19 protein-coding genes and 1 riboswitch are annotated in these 18,618 nt (G+C 36.2%); of the genes, 14 read left to right on the top strand and 5 right to left on the bottom strand.

All coding sequences use genetic code 11. From position 1 onward, the window contains the following. Window positions 1–4 precede the first annotated feature (4 nt). Window positions 5–844, bottom strand: coding sequence for a MurR/RpiR family transcriptional regulator (locus ACS127_RS07525; protein WP_440897807.1), 840 nt, complete (start codon window positions 842–844; stop codon window positions 5–7). 179 nt (window positions 845–1,023) lie between these two features. On the opposite strand from ACS127_RS07525, the gene ACS127_RS07530 reads away from it, so the two are divergent. Beyond that, on the top strand, window positions 1,024–1,995 hold the full coding sequence (locus ACS127_RS07530) for a ring-cleaving dioxygenase (protein WP_440897808.1): 972 nt from the start codon (window positions 1,024–1,026) through the stop codon (window positions 1,993–1,995). A gap of 107 nt (window positions 1,996–2,102) precedes the next feature. Here ACS127_RS07530 and ACS127_RS07535 read toward each other — a convergent pair whose 3' ends face one another. Further along, entirely contained in the window at window positions 2,103–2,489 is a 387-nt protein-coding gene (locus ACS127_RS07535) for an RDD family protein (protein WP_440898099.1), read from the bottom strand. Between the two features lie 154 nt (window positions 2,490–2,643). Here ACS127_RS07535 and ACS127_RS07540 point away from each other — a divergent pair, with 154 nt between their 5' ends. From ACS127_RS07540 to ACS127_RS07600, 13 genes are all read left to right on the top strand, one after another. Then, window positions 2,644–3,501, top strand: a complete 858-nt coding sequence (locus tag ACS127_RS07540; RefSeq protein ID WP_440897809.1) for a Cof-type HAD-IIB family hydrolase — start codon at window positions 2,644–2,646, stop codon at window positions 3,499–3,501. Window positions 3,502–3,516: 15 nt separating this feature from the next. Continuing rightward, window positions 3,517–3,616, top strand: a riboswitch (purine riboswitch). Window positions 3,617–3,861: 245 nt separating this feature from the next. Continuing rightward, entirely contained in the window at window positions 3,862–5,643 is a 1,782-nt protein-coding gene (gene ade, locus ACS127_RS07545) for an adenine deaminase (protein ID WP_440897810.1), read from the top strand. Window positions 5,644–5,876: 233 nt separating this feature from the next. Further along, on the top strand, window positions 5,877–6,086 hold the full coding sequence (locus tag ACS127_RS07550; protein ID WP_440897811.1) for a helix-turn-helix transcriptional regulator: 210 nt from the start codon (window positions 5,877–5,879) through the stop codon (window positions 6,084–6,086). Continuing rightward, window positions 6,083–6,511 carry a hypothetical protein gene (locus tag ACS127_RS07555; protein WP_440897812.1) on the top strand — a complete coding sequence of 143 codons (429 nt, stop codon included), beginning with the start codon at window positions 6,083–6,085 and terminating at the stop codon, window positions 6,509–6,511. Before ACS127_RS07550 ends, ACS127_RS07555 begins: the two co-directional genes overlap by 4 nt. A gap of 159 nt (window positions 6,512–6,670) precedes the next feature. Next, window positions 6,671–7,489: a MerR family transcriptional regulator gene (locus ACS127_RS07560; RefSeq protein ID WP_440897813.1), complete on the top strand. Its 819-nt coding sequence runs from the start codon at window positions 6,671–6,673 to the stop codon at window positions 7,487–7,489. A 3-nt stretch (window positions 7,490–7,492) separates the two neighbouring features. Further along, the gene (locus ACS127_RS07565) at window positions 7,493–8,005 is read left to right on the top strand and encodes a ClbS/DfsB family four-helix bundle protein (protein ID WP_440897814.1); all 513 of its coding nucleotides are present in this window, start codon (window positions 7,493–7,495) and stop codon (window positions 8,003–8,005) included. A gap of 579 nt (window positions 8,006–8,584) precedes the next feature. Then, window positions 8,585–9,385 (top strand): MurR/RpiR family transcriptional regulator, encoded by an 801-nt coding sequence (locus ACS127_RS07570; RefSeq protein ID WP_440897815.1) that lies wholly within the window; start codon window positions 8,585–8,587, stop codon window positions 9,383–9,385. Between the two features lie 350 nt (window positions 9,386–9,735). After that, the gene (locus ACS127_RS07575) at window positions 9,736–10,821 is read left to right on the top strand and encodes a tyrosine-protein phosphatase (RefSeq protein WP_440897816.1); all 1,086 of its coding nucleotides are present in this window, start codon (window positions 9,736–9,738) and stop codon (window positions 10,819–10,821) included. Further along, window positions 10,818–11,252: a PTS sugar transporter subunit IIA gene (locus tag ACS127_RS07580; RefSeq protein WP_440897817.1), complete on the top strand. Its 435-nt coding sequence runs from the start codon at window positions 10,818–10,820 to the stop codon at window positions 11,250–11,252. Before ACS127_RS07575 ends, ACS127_RS07580 begins: the two co-directional genes overlap by 4 nt. After that, window positions 11,233–11,709, top strand: a complete 477-nt coding sequence (locus ACS127_RS07585; protein WP_440897818.1) for a PTS system mannose/fructose/N-acetylgalactosamine-transporter subunit IIB — start codon at window positions 11,233–11,235, stop codon at window positions 11,707–11,709. The genes ACS127_RS07580 and ACS127_RS07585 overlap by 20 nt, the downstream gene beginning before the upstream one ends. Continuing rightward, a complete protein-coding gene (locus ACS127_RS07590) occupies window positions 11,706–12,512 on the top strand; it encodes a PTS mannose/fructose/sorbose/N-acetylgalactosamine transporter subunit IIC (protein ID WP_440897819.1) in 807 nt (268 codons plus the stop codon). Before ACS127_RS07585 ends, ACS127_RS07590 begins: the two co-directional genes overlap by 4 nt. Continuing rightward, window positions 12,512–13,336 (top strand): PTS system mannose/fructose/sorbose family transporter subunit IID, encoded by an 825-nt coding sequence (locus ACS127_RS07595; RefSeq protein ID WP_440897820.1) that lies wholly within the window; start codon window positions 12,512–12,514, stop codon window positions 13,334–13,336. The genes ACS127_RS07590 and ACS127_RS07595 overlap by 1 nt, the downstream gene beginning before the upstream one ends. A gap of 477 nt (window positions 13,337–13,813) precedes the next feature. Next, window positions 13,814–15,016 (top strand): ROK family transcriptional regulator, encoded by a 1,203-nt coding sequence (locus ACS127_RS07600; RefSeq protein ID WP_440898101.1) that lies wholly within the window; start codon window positions 13,814–13,816, stop codon window positions 15,014–15,016. Window positions 15,017–15,066: 50 nt separating this feature from the next. On the opposite strand, the gene ACS127_RS07605 is transcribed toward ACS127_RS07600, so the two are convergent. The 3 genes from ACS127_RS07605 to galE are packed head-to-tail and all read right to left on the bottom strand — an operon-like array spanning window position 15,067 to window position 18,612. Next, window positions 15,067–16,110, bottom strand: coding sequence for an aldose epimerase family protein (locus ACS127_RS07605; RefSeq protein ID WP_440897821.1), 1,044 nt, complete (start codon window positions 16,108–16,110; stop codon window positions 15,067–15,069). A gap of 19 nt (window positions 16,111–16,129) precedes the next feature. Next, on the bottom strand, window positions 16,130–17,617 hold the full coding sequence (galT, locus tag ACS127_RS07610) for a UDP-glucose--hexose-1-phosphate uridylyltransferase (protein ID WP_440897822.1): 1,488 nt from the start codon (window positions 17,615–17,617) through the stop codon (window positions 16,130–16,132). A gap of 11 nt (window positions 17,618–17,628) precedes the next feature. Further along, the gene (gene galE, locus ACS127_RS07615; protein ID WP_440897823.1) at window positions 17,629–18,612 is read right to left on the bottom strand and encodes a UDP-glucose 4-epimerase GalE; all 984 of its coding nucleotides are present in this window, start codon (window positions 18,610–18,612) and stop codon (window positions 17,629–17,631) included. Window positions 18,613–18,618 lie beyond the last annotated feature (6 nt).

Consider the following 18,618-nt stretch of genomic DNA (forward strand, 5'->3'; position numbering starts at 1 on the left):
CTCCTTAAAATAGTTTATTTGTTATATTTCTGTTGATTTCCTGTTGTATTTGTTTAGCCGATTTACTATTTTTAATTGATAACCCTGTACAGATTAAATCGACTAAATAAAGCTGAGAAATTTTTGCCACAAGTGAGCCTCGATCAATCGGGCTTTCCTTTGTTGCAGATAAGAGCACATGATCAGCAAGCTTCGTCAAAGGAGATTTTAAATAATTTGTTAAAACAATAATTTTTGCCCCTTTATCCTTCGCAATCGAAACATGGTCGATGATTTCCTTTGTACTTCCTGATAGGCTGATGGCAATAATAACAGTTTCATTATTAGATGTTGTTGCTCGCATCATTTGGGCATGAGTATCTGGAATAACCGTTATGTTTTTACCCATTAGCATGAATCGGTTTTGCATATCAAGTGCCGCAATTCCAGAAGCACCAATGCCAAAAGCAACGACATCTTTACTACTATCGATTAAATCAACCACTTGATCTAATTGCTCCTGATTAATGGACTGATATGACTCTTCTAATGTCCGAATCATATTCGTTTTGATTTGATTTGGATAAGTCATCGTATCTGAATTTTCAACTTTATGATTACTCTCTTGGGCATAAGCTAATTTGAAAGCTTGGAAACCATTGTAACCGAGCTTTCTGAAGAAGCGTAAAGCGGTTGCTTCCGCAACACAACTATTTTCTGCTAGCTCTGTTAATGAATCATAAATAATGGTTTCTTGATGATTGATGATATAGTCATATATTTTCCTTTCAGACTTTGTTAAACGATATTTATTTTGTTTAAGTAGAAAGGAGGGGCTTAATAAAGTGTCCGGTTTTTGTTCCATTAAACATCTCCTCGTGATGAATTTGTAAGTTGATATGTCTATTATGACAGTTAACCGTCAAAATGAAAAGAGAAATGATAGTTAATAGTTTTTTGAAAAAATAGGTATAAGATTATTGTCTTGAATTCGAGATAATAATTTGCTAATATAAAGTTATAATATGAGTAGGAGGTTGAATCATGCAATTTTCAGGTATTCACCATGTCTCAGCTTTAACAGCAAGTGCAGAAAAAAATTATCACTTTTATACAAATATTTTAGGGATGCGTTTAGTTAAGAAAACAGTCAACCAAGACTCACATCATATGTATCATCTATTTTATGCGGATGAAATTGGACGTCCAGGAACGGATCTCACTTTTTTTGAAATGCTTGGTGTTGGACAAACCTATCGTGGCAATAACAGTATTTCTTTAACAGGATTACGAGTAGCAAGTGATCAAGCTCTTGATTATTGGATTGAAAGGTTTTATCAGTTTTCAGTGAATCACCAAGGAATTAGTGAGCAACTCGGTCGAAAGGTCATCTTTTTTGAAGACCCAGAGCGACAGCGCTTGATGCTTGTCTCAGATCAAAATAATACAGGTGTGGAAGCGGGGATTCCTTGGGCTAAGAGTTCAGTTCCTAGCGATTATGGCATAACTGGATTGGGGCCGGTTCGTCTAACTGTCCCTGAACTAGCACCAACAGCAGATAAATTAGTGAATCTGTTGAACTTCAAACATGTCGGTCAGTACCCTGCTTATCAAGACGGACAAGCTGATGTAGAAGTTTATCAAACAGGTAAGGGTGGAACTGGGGCGGAAGTCCATGTTGAGATAAGGACAGATTTGCCACAGGAAAGACCGGGGCGTGGAAGTGTTCATCATGTTGCTTTTCGAGTTAAGGATCGTTCAGAACTTGAAGCCTGGTATGAGAAAGTAAAAAAAGAACGTTTGCCTAATTCGCGAATTGTCGATCGCTATTATTTTCAATCGCTTTATTTTCGTGAGCCAAATGGTATTCTTTATGAATTAGCCACAGATGGGCCAGGTTTTGCGACTGATGAATCAGTGGAAACGTTAGGTGAGTCACTAGCGTTGCCACCATTTTTAGAAAAGAAACGTGCTGAAATTGAGGCACAAGTCAAACCCTTAGAGACCAAAAAATGAATTTAACTTTTGAGATATAAATTTAGCACTTGCTCCTAGCTTTATAATAGGAATGAGTGCTTTTGCTATTATTCCGGGGGATTAGATGTCACATAAGTTTTGGCAAGTCAATCATGGATGGAACGCTTATCACCTCTGGTTGAAATAAGGTAAACACTAACAAGCTGAAGCACACCAAAACCAATATAATACAGGAAGTTCATGACAAGCAATTCTCTGGTGAACACCGTTCCTAAGGTTAATTTCCTTTCTGATATAGGTGCGATTCTAATGCCCATGAGCCGTTTACCGATTGTATATCCCTTCCATAATAGCGGGAGGAAAATAGCATATAAAAGAGAGAATATGGCTAAGATGACGATAAAGGAATGGGAAAATGGTGCATTTCCATAATAAATAATTAAATTGATCATTATAGTAGCGATCGTATTGATAAATAGATCAATAAGTAGTGCAAAAATGCGTTCAGTTACTTCGACTGGACTTACTGTTATCTAGGTACTCCTTAACTGATAGTGCTTATCTAAATCATATATGAAACATTATAATATAATTTAAAGTGAACTCAAAAATAAAACCAGAATACATTTATCATCTTAAAAATGCTATACTAGTGGGCAAATAAACAAAAAGTGGGGGGATTAATCTATGATAGAACCAAAGGCTATTTTTCTTGATATGGATGGAACCTTGTTAGCTAGTGATAATCGTGTCAGCCAAACAACAAAGCTGATTATCGATCAAATTCGCGAAAAAGGTATTTATGTTTTCATTGCAACTGGACGTGCAAAAAGGGAAATTTTTACGACGGCACCAACGGGGTTTGAAGTTGATGGTGTGATCAGCTCGAATGGGATGACAGGTTATTTGGGTACAAAAAAATTGTTTGAACATACATTGCCCTTTCCATTAGTTGAAAAGGTGGTTCAATTAGCAAGAGAGAATCAAGTTTATTATGAATTATTTCCGACAGAGGGCTTGCCTCGAGTTGAACAGGTAGATCAAACCATGTTATTAAAAGAGGTTGAGGATCCTAAACCTGATGTTGTTGGGATAAGTGAGTGGATTGAGCGTAAAGAAGCCATTGAGACGGGCATTAATTGGGTTGATCAAATTGAGCCAGATAAGTATTCAAAGTTTTATTGTTTTAGCAGAAACCATGAAAAAATTGAATTATGGCAAAGGATACTAGAGGAGTTGAATCAAACCATTCCTTTTTCCATGTCATCATCAACGTTACATAATATTGAAATTATGGTTGCTAATAAAAATAAAGCCACCGGTATTCAACACTTTTTAGAGCATTTAAATTTAACGCCAGATCAAATTTTGGCGATGGGTGATAGCTATAATGATGAAAGTATGTTTAAGTTGGCAGGTCACACGGTAGCGATGAAAAATGCACCCATAGAAGTTCAAGCGATGACCGATGAAGTGACATCATATACAAATGATGAAGAAGGCGTTTATCATTACTTAAACAAACTATTCTTCGAGAAATCATAAAATCCATGTTATAATAATACTAATTTAAGATAAACATGTATAGGCTTATGAATTGGCATAAGCGTTTCTACCGAATGACCGTAATCATTGGACTACATGTGCACGAATAAAAAGCCAGAGATACCTTCCCTTTGCATGATTGATAAACATGTTTTACTTGATCACAAGCTAAGAGGAACAAGGGCTTTCTAAACATGCACATTTAAAGTCTAGTTGATACTAGACTTTTTTTTATACCATTAGAAAAGTTAAGTCTTTATGGAGAATAGGACTAGAAAAACTGATATTTTCACCATAAAACTTGATGACCAACTAATTTTTTAAATAATCTATTAAGAAAAAAGAAGAGGAGTGCAAGTGATGAAAAGTCGATTACCAGAAGTGAGTCAAGCGCTTATCCAAGTGGCAATGGGGGAAATTCCAGCTGATCTTGTCCTAAAACGAGGGACACTTGTCAATGTAATTACTGGAGAATTAAACAAGGGAATCGATGTAGCGATTTATGGAAACCGCATCGCTTATGTTGGACAAGCTGATCATACGATTGGACCTGAGACAGAAGTCGTTGAATTAGCTGGGAAATATATTGCACCTGGTCTAATGGATGGGCATATGCATGTAGAAAGTACGATGTTAACCGTAACGGAGTTTGCTCGAATGGCATTAACGAAAGGAACGACAAGTATTTTCATGGATCCGCATGAGATGGCAAATGTTTTTGGTAAAGAAGGTGTGCGCTACATGCATGATGAAGGGCAACAACTGCCACTTCATGTCTTTACGACTTTCCCATCCTGTGTACCTTCAACGGAAGGATTTGAAGATGCGGGTGCAAGTATCACTGTTGAAGATGTCGAGGATGGCTTGACTTGGGAAGGTGTTGCCGGATTGGGAGAGGTGATGAATTTTCCAGGAGTTGTCAATCGAGATCCATTGATGATGGGAGAAATTAAAGCAACGATTGAAGCAGGGAAAACAGTGACAGGACATTTTCCAGACGGACCCGATCACATGTTACAGGCTTATTTAGCAGCTGGAGTAGATTCATGTCATGAAACAGTGACCAGGGAACAAGCATTAGAGAAATTACGGTTGGGTATGTATGTAATGATTCGTGAAGGATCAGCTTGGCATGATGTTAAGGAACTGGCTAAAATAATCACAGAGGACCAAGTTGACACAGATCAAATTCTACTTATTACCGATGATATTTATCCGCAAACACTCGTTGAAAAAGGTCAAGTCAATCATGTGGTGCGTCGAGCAATCGAAGAGGGTGTTGCTCCAGTGACAGCAATCAAGCTTGCTACGATCAATACAGCGCGTTACTTTAAGCTTGCGGATGATTATGGCAGTGTGTCTCCACGCAAAATAGCTGACTTAATCATCCTTGATCAGTTGGAAGAGGTCGAACCTTCAATGGTTGTTGCTGATGGGAAAATGGTCGCGCAAGATGGTGAACTTATGATTGATTTACCGTCGTATCACTATCCTGCTTATGTTAAACAATCCATTCATGTCAAGCGGGAAATTCAAGCGAACGATTTTATAATAAAAGCTGAGCCAAAAGCAGATCATGTAACTGCAAATGTCCTTCAAGTCATTGAGAATAGTGCTCGAACCAAACGAATTCAAGCAAAATTAGCCGTTACACCTGATCAAACGATTTCGGTTGATCTTGATCAAGATATTCTTAAACTTGCTTGTCTTGACCGCCACCATCAATCGGGTGATATTTCTGTTGCTTTTGCCAATGGTTTTCAATTAAAAAGTGGTGCCGTTGCTTCGACTGTGGCACATGATAGTCATAACCTACTTGTGATGGGAACAAATGATGACGATATGGCATACGCTGCGAATCGCCTTGTTGAATTAGGCGGAGGAATGGTCGTTGTTGACAACAATCAAGTTCTTGCTGAAGTTCCTCTCCCTGTTGCCGGCTTAATGTCAGATTTAAAAGCAGAAGAAGTTGTTGAGCAAGTACAGAAGCTGGAATTAGCATGGAAAGAACTAGGTTGCCCAATTCATGCCCCCTTTATGACTTTTTCACTTGTCGCACTCCCGGTTATTCCAGACATAAGGATCTCAAATCGAGGGCTTGTTGATGTCAGTCGGTTTAGCTTTATTCCAGTAATTGAATGAAAAGAGACAGAAAAGGATGATCAAGAGTTGGTCATCTTTTTTTTGAATAAAAAAGCTTGAATTTTAAAAAGCCTTTTCAACGGCGCATGTGTTCACTATCTCAATAGATCATTATACAATCAATCAGGCTAAGGTATGATTAGATTATCCATGTAAATAACTCTTTACATTTGTTCTTTTTTTAGATATCATGTGTGTAAAGAGTTATTTACATTTCTCGAAGGGGGGATGAAATGATAGTCGATAATCGGATTAAGGAAATTCGAACAGCTAGAGGAATTAAACAAATCCAAATGGCAGAAGATCTGCAAATTACTAGACAGACTATTACGGCAATAGAAAATCATAAGTACAATCCCAGTTTGGAGTTGGCTTTGAAACTTATGAAGTATTTTGATCTGCCAATCGAAGAATTATTTCAATTGAGGAGTGATGACATATGAAGAAAAAGCTAAAGACAATGGTGTGGCTTGAATTATATTTGTTGATTTGTATGATGATAGGTGTGTTTCTTGCTAAACCAACGATTGAAACGGAATTAAATCTATCGTTTTGGGGTGTTTTTGGAATTGTTCTATTATCACTGGTCGTTATTTTTTCACTGAATAGTTATTTTTACTATCGTATATTGAAAAAACGCGAATTGAAAAAAGGTGGCAATATACCTGAGGTTGATGAACGTACGTTTGAAAATATGAAAACAGCAATGGAATGGGCCTGTGTTATTATTTTGCTGGTCAGTAGTCTATTAGCTTTAAGTTTACTCTTTTTAGGTGTTGAGCAAGTCGAAACAGATTGGTTAGTCATGTACATGATTTCCATGTGGTTTATTTTAATGGGATCTTTATTGATTGGGAAACTTAGATGAATTTCAAAGTCAGGAAACCGTGACATTCCATGATATGCTGAATATCAATAAACACTTGTATGATTGTACTAAGTCAAGCTTGGGGCCTCTTGTTAACATGAAGTTGACATTGACACTGTGTCAATGATTACACTGGTATTAAATAAAGGAGGTACAATTATGTTTAAAATAAGTGAGTTTTCCAGGCTGTCTGGTACAAGTACACGCATGTTACGCCATTACGAAAAATGGCAATTGTTGATTCCAAATTATATTGATGAAAAGACAAAATATCGTTTTTATTCAGCTCAACAACTGCAAACGGTCAACAAAATAAAAAAACTTCAGTCTTTAGGCTTTTCCTTAGCTCTAATCAAAGAAATTTTTGCCGCAAGGGATGAGCAAGAAATTGAAAAGTATCTTTCATTACGCAAGCAAGAGATTTCAAAAGAATTAGAAGCCATTCAATTACAACAAACATCTTTAAACAATGTTCAAGAAGTGATCGGCACCAATGCGACGATTTTAGACTACCATGTGGTTCTAAAAGAAATCCCAGAGAGAGATGTAATGAGTATTCGTGAGACGATTCCGGATGCTTCTTATGAAGGAGAACTGTGGCGTGAACTCTATACAGAAGTTCAAGAGCAGAACGTTCGATTTGCAGATCCAATGCTAGGAATCAGTATATATCACGATTCTGAATATCAAGAAGAGAGTATTGATCTAGAAATTCAAAGTTCTATCACGGGTTCTTATCAAGAGACAGAGCGGGTAAAATACTTTGTAGCCCCTGCTTTACAAGTTGCTTCTGTTACTTTTCATGGACCTTATGAACAAATGCCTAATGTAATGGAGATTTTGGCGCAATGGATGGAGAATAATGATTATCGAATCAATGGCCCTATGTTGAATATTAATCACGTATCTCCAGCACAAGAAGAAAATCCTGACCATTGGGTGACTGAAGCTTGCTTAGTTGTGGCAAAGGAGGAATAGAGAATGGCACGTCCACAAGATAAAAAAACATTATTGGAACAAGCCCAACAAACTTATCACAAGATGAATCAGCTCATTGACAGCATGAACAATGAACAGCAAGAAGGGATTTTCCCTTTTGAAGATCGGGATAAAAATATTAGAGATGTTTTGATTCATTTGTATGAATGGCAGCAGCTCTTATTAAAGTGGGTACAAGCAAACCATGTTGATAATCAACCGACCGCATTTTTACCCAAGCCCTATAATTGGAGAACGTATGGGGAAATGAATATAAGCCTCTGGGAAAAACATCAGCATACTTCGCTTGAAGAAGCTAAGAGAATGTTAAAAGAGAGTCATCAAAAGGTTATTGATTGGATTCAAGTGTTTACAAATGACGAGTTATTTACCAAGAAGTATTTCTCATGGACGGGTTCAACTTCATTAGGCAGCTACTGTATTTCAGCCACTAGCAGTCATTACAATTGGGCAATGAAAAAAATTCGCCGTTATAAGAAGACATTGAAAAATTAAGCCCATCAACTTTGATGGGTTTTTGTATGCAGGAAACTAATACTTTGATTAATTGCAAGAAATGTCTATCGCTCTATCTGGAAAATATCAATATCTACATAGACTATATCGTATAGGTCTAATCCCCGCTGATTGAAGGTTTGGTTTACGAATTAAGTACTCATCACATTATGCCGAGAGTGGTTAATAATAAAACACATAAAAATGATCAGCTGTAACTAGAAAACCTTTCAAGATTAATGAAACAATCATGAAAAGCATTGATCTTCTTTAGTTAAATTTAGTTACATGGTAAAATGATACATTAGATAGTATCTTAAGATAGTGTGAAAAATATATAAAAATAACCTCAAAATAAAAATTTTAATCTTTTGGAAAAAAATAGTGTTCTATTGATATCTGATATATTGAAGTAATAGCTTGTCATATCCATTTAGGAATTTGTTTAAAGTGTCACTTCATAAATACCCTAAAGTTAAGGAGGTGCAAGTTTTTGAATTAAACGTCTCTATATCGATAAAAACATAGGTTTTTTACTATTAAATTTTTAAAAATATGAAAGATAATGGAGGGAAAACAATGGATGTTTTAATGAAAATACAAAAGGATTATTTAAACTTTTCTAAGCAAGAACGGAAAATTGCCGATTATATATTACGCTTTAGTCATGAGTTAAAAAATATGAAGATTGGGGAATTGGCATCAAAAACAGGTACGTCAAATGCCTCTATAACTCGATTTGTGAAAAAAATTGATTGTGCAAGCTATCCAGATATGAAACTTTATATTAATGCAAAAGATGACCCTAAGGAAAATACTCAAACGAACGGAATAGCAGACGAAGTGTACCTTCACTATCAGAATGTCATTAAAAATACACAGCGATTAATTGATACCAATAAAATCACTGAATTCTTGCAATTGATTAAACAAGCACGAAATATTATTGTAATAGGTGTCAGCTCATCAGGTGTAACGGCAGAGATTTTTAGTGTTCGTTTAATGAGAATGGGCTTGCCCGTAAAAAGTTGTTCAGATCCATTATGGATGTTGATGCAAGCAAGTATTGCTAAGCCAGGTGATTTGTTTATCGCTATTTCAAATACAGGAGCCACTCATTCTATTGTTGAGACACTTGCTCAAGCAAAGGAAAAAGGTGCAACGATTGTTTCAATTACGAGTTATTCTGAAAATCCAGTCTCCCAGCTAAGCAATCTAGTATTTTACGTCTATAATACGCGATTTGTCCACGATGAAAAATTCCCCAACTCGCAATTTTCCAACATTTATCTAATTGATGTTATTACAACTTTTCTTCTTGAAAATGAAGAATTTAAAGAGCGGCTGTTTACCACTAGAGAAATTATTGGAGACTTATAGAAGAGAATTCAATCAATATAAGCTGACTGTCAGTTAACTATCAAAAAAATATAAAAAAATAAGAAATAAAAAACTTGAAAAGATAATTTTTTTCAAGTTTTTGTACTGTTAAATTTTAACGTATAATGACTAGATAAAACTAGAGCTTTCGTTATAAATACGTAACGATAGGTTCTAGTTTTTTAAGTTATTTACCAAAACAGGGAGAGGGATGTTTCAGAGAAAAGGCATTATATAGCCTTTAAAATAATATTAATGAAAATTATTACCGGAAAATAATATTGAAATAATAATTTTCTTAAGTTAAGATGTGTATATAAATTAATCATGATCAAAGAAGGGAGCATTATATGGCTATATATACACAACCATATACTATTTCAGGTGTAAATGTACAAAGAAGTGGTGATCAACTTACAATCATGTTGGAGAATACTTCTAAACCAACATATCAGTTATATGTTGGTAAAACACCAAATGTAGAGGCAATTAATGAGCTTATTGCAACAAGTTCCATGGGTGATTTCACAGTAACATTACCAGTAGCAGAGGGGCCGTATTATTTTGTAATCAAGGCAGAAGGTTTTCAAACCCAAATCTTTGGTGAACGCGTTATCCAACTAGATGGTGCGATTAATATCCGTGATATGGGTGGTTATAAAACAAATGATGGTAGGGTGACAAAATGGGGATTATTATTTCGAGGCGATCAATTATCTAAATTGACTGTAAATGATATCAAATTATTAGAAAAAATGAATTTAACAACCATTGTTGATTATCGTTCGGATCATGAACGAACATTAAATCCAAATAAAGAAATTACGACAGTGAAAAACACCTATCAGTGTGACCCACAATCAAGTTTTTCTGAGGCAGCAGCTAATGCAATAGATCTGCATAGTGAAAATGTCAAGCTTGTAAGCGCTTTAAAAGAAGGGAAGGTAGATGCCCGCTATATTAATGACAAAGGTGAAAATGTAATTGAAGATTATCAGGAATTGATCACGTCTGAAAAAGCAAAGGAGGCTTATGGAAAATTACTTAGCTTAAGTACAAGGAAAGAAAATGTACCATTACTTCATCATTGCAGAGGAGGAAAGGATCGAACGGGATTAGGTTCTTTGTTTTTATTACTAGTGTTAAATGTTAAAGAAGAAGAAATTATTCGTGATTATGTTCTCACAGGTATTATCAGAAAAGAAAGAAATCAACTAAAATACGAGCAATACAAAGACTTGACATCAAATAAAAGTTATTTAGCTTACTTAATGGCAATGATTGAAACACGAGAAGTATATATTAAGGCTAGTATTAACAAAATTAAGGAACTCTATGATTCAATAGATACTTATATGATCAAACATTTTGGATTAACGAAAGAAGAAATTGAGGAAATGAGAGCGTTTTATTTAGAGGAGAGTGTCGAAAGATGAACCAAGTAGCAGTTATTGTTGCTAGTCATGGGGAATTTGCAAAGTGTGCATTAGAAAGTGCAGAAATGATTGTTGGTAAACAAGAGAATTATGGTGTTTTAACAGTCGGAATGGATTCTAGTCTTGCTGATTCAGAAAAGGAAATGGCAAATGAATTAAGTAAACTGGATCGAAGTGCAGGAACTGTTATTTTAGTAGATATCTTTGGGGGTACACCTTCTAATATTAGCGGAAGAATCGTACTCACCGAAGATAATGTACTGGTTATTAGCGGTTTAAATATGCCAATGTTAATTGATTTATTGAGCAATAGAGAACGTAGTTTAACTGAAATTGCCCAATCACTTGCAAGTACCTATCAGGATGGATTTACAAATATCACAGAAAAATTCAATGAAAGAGATGATGATAATGAGTGTGAAATTTTGTAGAATTGATGACCGCTTGATTCATGGACAAGTTATAACGACTTGGGTAAATGTCCATAATATTGAACAAGTTATTATTTTAAATGAAACGGTTGCACAAGATAAAGTTCAATCAAATGTATTAAAGATGAGTGCACCGGGAAATATCAAGTTGCATATTTTTCCACCAGAAAAATTCCTGGATATTATTAAAAAGAATCCTATTTCAAGAAATACGATGTTACTTTTCTCTTCACCATTTGATGTAGAAACTTTGGTAAACGGTGGTTATGATATCTCTAAGTTAAATGTTGGTGGAATGAGAGGGAATGCCGAACGTACTCAATATTCAAAAGCAGTATCATTAACACCTGAAGAAAAAGCATGTTTTGAAAGATTGCTAGAGAAGAACATTGATATTACGGTTCAAATGGTACCTAGCGAATCCAAAGTCAAAATGAGCGAGGTGATCAACCGATGATAGCAAATATTATTATCATCAGTGTATTAGCCTTCATTATTGGGATCGATGATGTCAGTACAAAGTTCTTTAGAAGACCGTTGTTAATTGCACCAATGATCGGCTTTATTCTAGGAGATGTTCCTTCGTCATTAGCTATTGGTGCGACCCTTGAAATCATGTGGATGGGTATTGGTAACGTCGGGGCTTATATGGCACCAGATATTATTACAGGAACATTGATTAGTACTTCTTTAGCTATTATGAGTACAACAGATGGGAATATTGAAACAGCTGTTGCAACTGCTGTTACTTTAGCTATTCCAACATCGCTATTGGCTCAACAACTATTAGTTTTAATTCAAGCAGCTAATGTTTCACTAAATCCGTGGGCAAAGCGATTGGCTGAAAATGCGAATGTAAAAGGGACTTTTTGGTTGATATGGCCCCCTGCTATTTTAACAGGGTTAGTACGAGCGATTCCTACCTTTATTGCTTTATACTTTGGCGCTGGTGTAATTCAAACAGCCGTTGACGCTTTACCTGAATTGGTTATTGACGGATTACAGACAGCTGGAGCGATCATTCCTTCAGTTGGTATTGCTCTTTTAATGTTGGCAATGATTAAAAAGTTTGAACTTTGGATGTTCTTAATTCTTGGCTTTGTTTTTTCAGCTTATTTAAATTTAGATATTCTTCCAACAACATTAATCGCGATTGTATTCGCTGTTTTTTATGAAATGATGACACATAACAAAGCTACAAATGCAGTAGCAACAAATCATTCGGTTCAAATCCAAGAAGAAGGGGAGTATGATTTGTAATGGGGCAAAAACTAACGAAAAAAGATCTGTGGAATATGTTTATGCGTTTAAATACAATGCGGATACCTTTAAATTATGAAACATTACAAGGTGTTGGATTTTTTCGGGCGATTGCACCTGCCTTGGAAAAAATCTATTCAGACAAAGATGAACTTAAAGCAGCGATGATGCGACATACAGACTTTTACAATTCTCATGTAAACGGTGATGCTCTTATTCTTGCAATTACAGCAGCTATGGAGGAGTCAACAGGTCCTGATGAAAAGGAAGGGATTAGAGCACTGAAAACGGGTTTAATGGGTCCATTGGCAGGCTTGGGGGATAGTCTTGTTAAGTTCACATGGGTTCCGATCGTTGGTAGTATTGGTGCATCTCTTGCGCTTTCAGGTAGTATTCTTGGTCCAATTCTATTCTTTATTTTATATAATATTGTAAATATTGGACTTAGATATTATGCAATTGTTTATGGTTATAATAAAGGGATTGAATTTTTGAATGAGAGTCAAGAGAACAACTTGATTCAACGTATCTCTACGATCGCAAATGTTGTCGGATTAATGGTAGTAGGGGTATTGATCTCTACCGTTATAAAAGTAGAGACGCCGCTTGAGATTACGACAGGATCCAATTTGACGGGTGAAGTCGGGGGCAATGTGATTGCTGTCCAAGAAATGTTAGATATCATTATGCCCTCTTTCTTAAGCTTGCTTGTGACTATTATTGTTTACCGCATTTTTAAGAAGACCAATGGCACTAAAGCACCAGTTATTATTGTGATCATGATGCTTTTATCAATCGGCCTAACTTATCTTGGTATCTTATAAGAAACAGATTACAAATGCTAAATAAAAGAGATGAGCAGCGATTAGATTTTTAATTCGTTACTCATCTTTTTCAATTATATGCCTTTCACAGATTTTCAAATGAGAAAGTCTGCTCTTTTTAAAGTAGATTGACATTAGAGTAAAAATAAATGCTCATTTTAGTGGATCTGAAGATCTAAAAAGCTAATTTGCACGCTAGAAGTATAAAAAACAGCAGACGCTTTTGATGGGACGAGTAATCGCAGTCCCAGACGCTTTTGATGGGACGAGTAATCGCAGTCCCAGACGCTTTTGATGGGACAAGTATAAAAACAAGTTACTCAAGGTATCTTTGGTTAAACTCTTCAGGGTCCATGAAGATATCGAAGACACAAGAAAAAGCGAGTGATCGCATTTTTATCATTGAACTTCTTTAATTTAATTAAGTTACATGGTAAAATGAGACATCAGACAGTATTTTATGATGGAGGAGAAGACATGAAGCGTGGTAGTTTTCAAGAAATGAAATCTTTGAATAAGTCGATTATTTTGACGAAGATCTTAAATGATGGTCCAATTTCTCGTGCTCAAATTGCGAAAGAAACTAAGCTCACACCTCCTACAGTAGGGACGCTTGTTAAAGAATTAATGGATCAAAAGATGGTTTTAGAAAGCAGCCAAGGTGTGTCAAAAGGTGGCCGAAAGCCAACGATGCTAATCATTAATCAAAAGGCTTACTATATGATAGGTATTGATGCTGGTCCAAGTAAAATTGATGCGATTCTAACCGATTTATCTGGAAAAGTTATTACAAATCTAGAATATAAACTTTCTCTTCCAATGACAGAAGAGCAATTTTTAACATCCTTAATCGATGTAACTGAAGCAATTTTAAAGCAGAGTTCAGAATATGTTGATGATATTATTGGGATAGGTGTTGCGATGCATGGAGTTGTAGATGCTGAAACTGGGTATTCATTTTATGCGCCAAACTTAGATTTACACAATATGCCGATTGCAGACACATTATCCAATCATTTTTCTTATCTTGTTAAAGTAGAGAATGATGCTCGTGCACTTGCACTGGCTGAAAAATGGTTCGGACAAGGCAAAGATAGTGAACGTTTGGTCGTTGTTAACATTGGAAATGGTGTTGGGGCAGGAGTTACGATAGATGGTGAGTTATATCGAGGAGAAAGTCATATTGCGGGTGAGATTGGGCATATGACGATTGACCTTCATGGTGAACGTTGTACTTGCGGAAATCGGGGTTGTTTGCAAACATTGATTTCCGGACCAGCTATTTCAGCAAGAACAAAAAAGTTAATTGATCAAGGAGCTGCAACGAGTTTAAGTCAAGTAGAGCAGCTAACTGCATTTGATGTTTTTCAAGCGGCTGAAGCGGGAGATTTATTTGCACAGGAAGTTTTGCATGATACGGGTTCCTATATCGGTATTGGTTTAACAAATTTAATTCATACCTTGAATCCAAGTCAAATCGTCCTAGATGGTGGTGTTTCAAAGGCTGGTAAATACATTCTTCCTACAATTAAAGCAACAATTGATGAGCGAGCTTTAACCAAAACAGCTAAACAAACAATCATTAACATTTCCGAGCTTGGGGATCATTCAACTGCTCTTGGAGCAGTTGCCTTAATCATTGTCGAGCTATTTGCAAAAAACGGTGAAATTTCAATCTAAAGTAACTAAAAAAAGAGCAGAAATTGTTATTCCTGCTCTTTTTAATGTGATTATAATGTTGAAAAATTAAAAGTTGTTGATTGACGATATTTTTTATCTGCCTCAAGATAAATACTTGGGAACTCTGAATGTTCAAGTGATGCTGGTGTACTTTGAGTTTCTAAGCAAAGACCAAGATGCTTGGCAGATCGACGCTCTTTTAAATTTAATGAATCATCTAACATATTTCCAGTGTACATAACCATAGCTGGCTGATCTGTCTTAACTGTTAGGATTCGGCCGCTTTTTGGTTCAGTCACGACCACATTTTCATGCTTGGTATGGTCAAATAAGAAGCAATGATCATAGCCATCTCCAGCAATAACATTTTGTGGATCACCAGAACCAATAGCATCAGCAATTTTACGCCCTTTAGTAAAATCAAAAACAGTCTCAGCTACAGGTAAAATACGCCCTGTTGGGATTAACTCCTCATCCAATTCAACAAATTGGCTAGCATCCATTTTCACTTCATGATTAAGGATTGTTTCTTTTAAATTTCCAGATAAATTGAAGTAGGAATGATTGGTTAGGGTTAAAACAGTATCCTTATTAGAGAAAGCCTCATAATCAATGATGAATTCATTCTCATTCGTTAATGTGTAAGAAATTTTATATTTAATTGTACCAGGATATCCACCTTCGCCATCTAGACTCGTATGGTATAAAACCGCTCCTGAGCTGGTTGCTGTTTCAATTAATTCAACTTGCCAGATGACAGAATTAAGACCGACAGCCCCTCCATGTAAGTGGTGTGCACCGTCATTTGCAGGTAGTTGATAAGTTTCTCCATTGAGCGTAAAGGTTGAATTTCCAATTCGACCAGCGACTCGACCGATTAATGAGCCGAAGTAATTCTTATTGTTTAAATAGTCTTTATAGTCTTTAAATCCGATCACAATATTTTCAAAAGTTCCATTCTTATCGGGTGTGACAAGTGATGTGATGATTCCACCAAAGTCTAGAAAAGAGACGGAAAGTCCATTATCATTGACCAATGTGTATTCATGCCACTTTTGGCCTTCGATTGTTAATGGAGTAGTTTTTGCTCGCATAGTCGTGTCCTCCTGTTGCTTAAGAATTTAATGTAGCAATAAAGCGTTTAAACGCTTCCTTCCCTATAGTATTCGACTTAAACACACCAGAATCCTTTAAAACCTTAACAAATTTTTTTGCTAATTGGTCTTCAACGACTTGATCAATGTTCTCACGATTCAGTTCTTTTGTCTCAGCCTTAATCTGATCTGCCCAGTCTTTGTGATAGGCTTCCACTTGGTCTGATTCATCCAATAGATATTGTTTTAATTGATTAAGCTCTGGCTTTAAACGTGGAGGTAAAACAGCTAACCCCATCACTTCAATTAAACCGATATTTTCCTTTTTAATATGATGAACATCTTGGTGTGGATGAAAAAGTCCATCTGGATGTTCAGCTGTTGTCCGATTATTTCGCAAGACTAAATCTAATTCATAAGCACCATGACGATAGCGAGCAATAGGCGTAATTGTATTATGTGGGGTATCATCTGTATAAGCGAGCAATTCCACCTCTGGATCACTGTATTCACGCCAAGTTGATAGAATCTTAGTTCCTGCTTCTACCAGCAAATCCTGATCTGTTGCACGTAGACGAATGACAGACATAGGCCAATTTAAAATGCTTGCATCAATAGTTGGATAATCATCTAATTGGAAGCTGTATACCGCTTCAGCCTCTGTCATTCCAAAGGTATAACGACCTGCTTGATAATGATCATGACTCAAAATACTTCCACCAACAATCGGTAAATCTGCATTTGAACCAATAAAGTAGTGGGGGAATTGTTCAACAAAGGCAAGCAGCCGCTTGAACGTATCTTGTGTAATAACCATTGGTCGATGTTCTTTACTCAAAACAATACTATGCTCATTATAATAAACATAAGGTGAGTATTGGAAAAACCAATCTTCATTTGTTAACTCGAGAGCTATGACTCGATGGTTTGAACGAGCGGGATGACCTGTTCGACCAACATATCCCTCATTTTCAACACATAGTAAACATTTCGGATAATTAACCTCTTGCTTCATTTCTCGTTCCCGTTTAATTTGCAACGGGTCTTTTTCTGGTTTGGATAAGTTAATTGTAATATCTATCTTCCCATAGTCTGTGTTTGCTTGATAATGAATATTTTTAGCAACTCGTTCAGTCTGAATATAGTTGCTTGTTTGACTTAATTCGTAGAAATAGTTTGTTGCTTTAATTGGATCTTCATTATAAAGAGTCGTAAAGGTCTGATTCAATTCAGATGGTTTCATTAAAAAGACATTCATTAAATGGGCATCAAGTTGCTCACGTTCATCTAATGCTTCAGAAATGACTTCACGTTGAACAGCATCCTCAACTAACTGATTGAGTAATTGGGGGATTGTTGCCTTTGTCTCAGGAACATCCACTTCGGTAAATGTATCAAGTCTAAGTAATCCTAAAATCTGATTACGACTATAGATCCGATCTCGTTCTTCAATTAGACCCGTGTGTATGACTTTTGAAATCAGTTGTTCAATTATTGTTTCGATCATTGTAATCCTCCTTAATAACCGGTTGGATGATGTTGGTGCCAACGCCAAGCATCAGTAATAATACGGTTAATTTCGGTTCGGTTAGGCTTCCAGTCAAGAACCGATCTTGCCTTTTCAGATGAGGCAATTAACGTACTTGGATCACCAGATCGTCTGGTGCCGGTTTTTTCCGGAATTGGGTGTCCAGTGACTTGACGAGCAGCTTCAATAATTTCTTTAACAGAAAACCCTTGTGAACTGCCAAGATTAAAGATACTGCTTTCTCCTCCGTCAATAAGATAATGCACTGCACGTATATGTGCGTCAATGAGGTCTTCAACATGAATATAGTCGCGAATACACGTACCGTCATCGGTAGGATAATCATCTCCATAAATAGTAATAAAATCACGTTGATCAAGTGCAACCTGGAGAACAATTGGGATTAAGTGTGTTTCAGGATTATGATCCTCACCAATCTTTGCATCAGATCTAGCACCAGCAACGTTAAAATAGCGTAATGAGACATAGCGAATACCATATGCTTCTTCACACCAACGCATCATCTTTTCCATGGTGAGCTTTGTTTCACCATAGGTGCTGGTTGGAACAGTAGGCATATCTTCAGTAATTGGGACAGCTTCTGGTTCACCATAAGTTGCTGCTGTTGATGAGAAAACAATATTTTTCACATTGTATTCTTGCATCGCTTGTAAGACGACTTGAGTCCCATAAACATTGTTATCAAAATATTTGAGCGGCTTCTCCATTGATTCACCGACAAGTGAATTAGCGGCAAAATGAATGACCGCATCAATTTTTTCTTGTTCAAAAACACTTTTGAGAAAATCAAGATCACGAATATCACCAGAATAGAACTTAGCATCTGGATGAATTGCTTGCCGGTGTCCAGTTGATAAGTTATCGATTACAATCACCCGGTGTTTTTGTTCAATTAACTGATAAACGGCGTGGGAGCCTATATAACCCGCACCACCTAAAACTAATATATTCATTAGAAA

This window comes from Amphibacillus sp. Q70, from assembly GCF_052055485.1.
In the GTDB taxonomy this organism is placed as follows: Bacteria; Bacillota; Bacilli; order Bacillales; family Amphibacillaceae; genus Amphibacillus.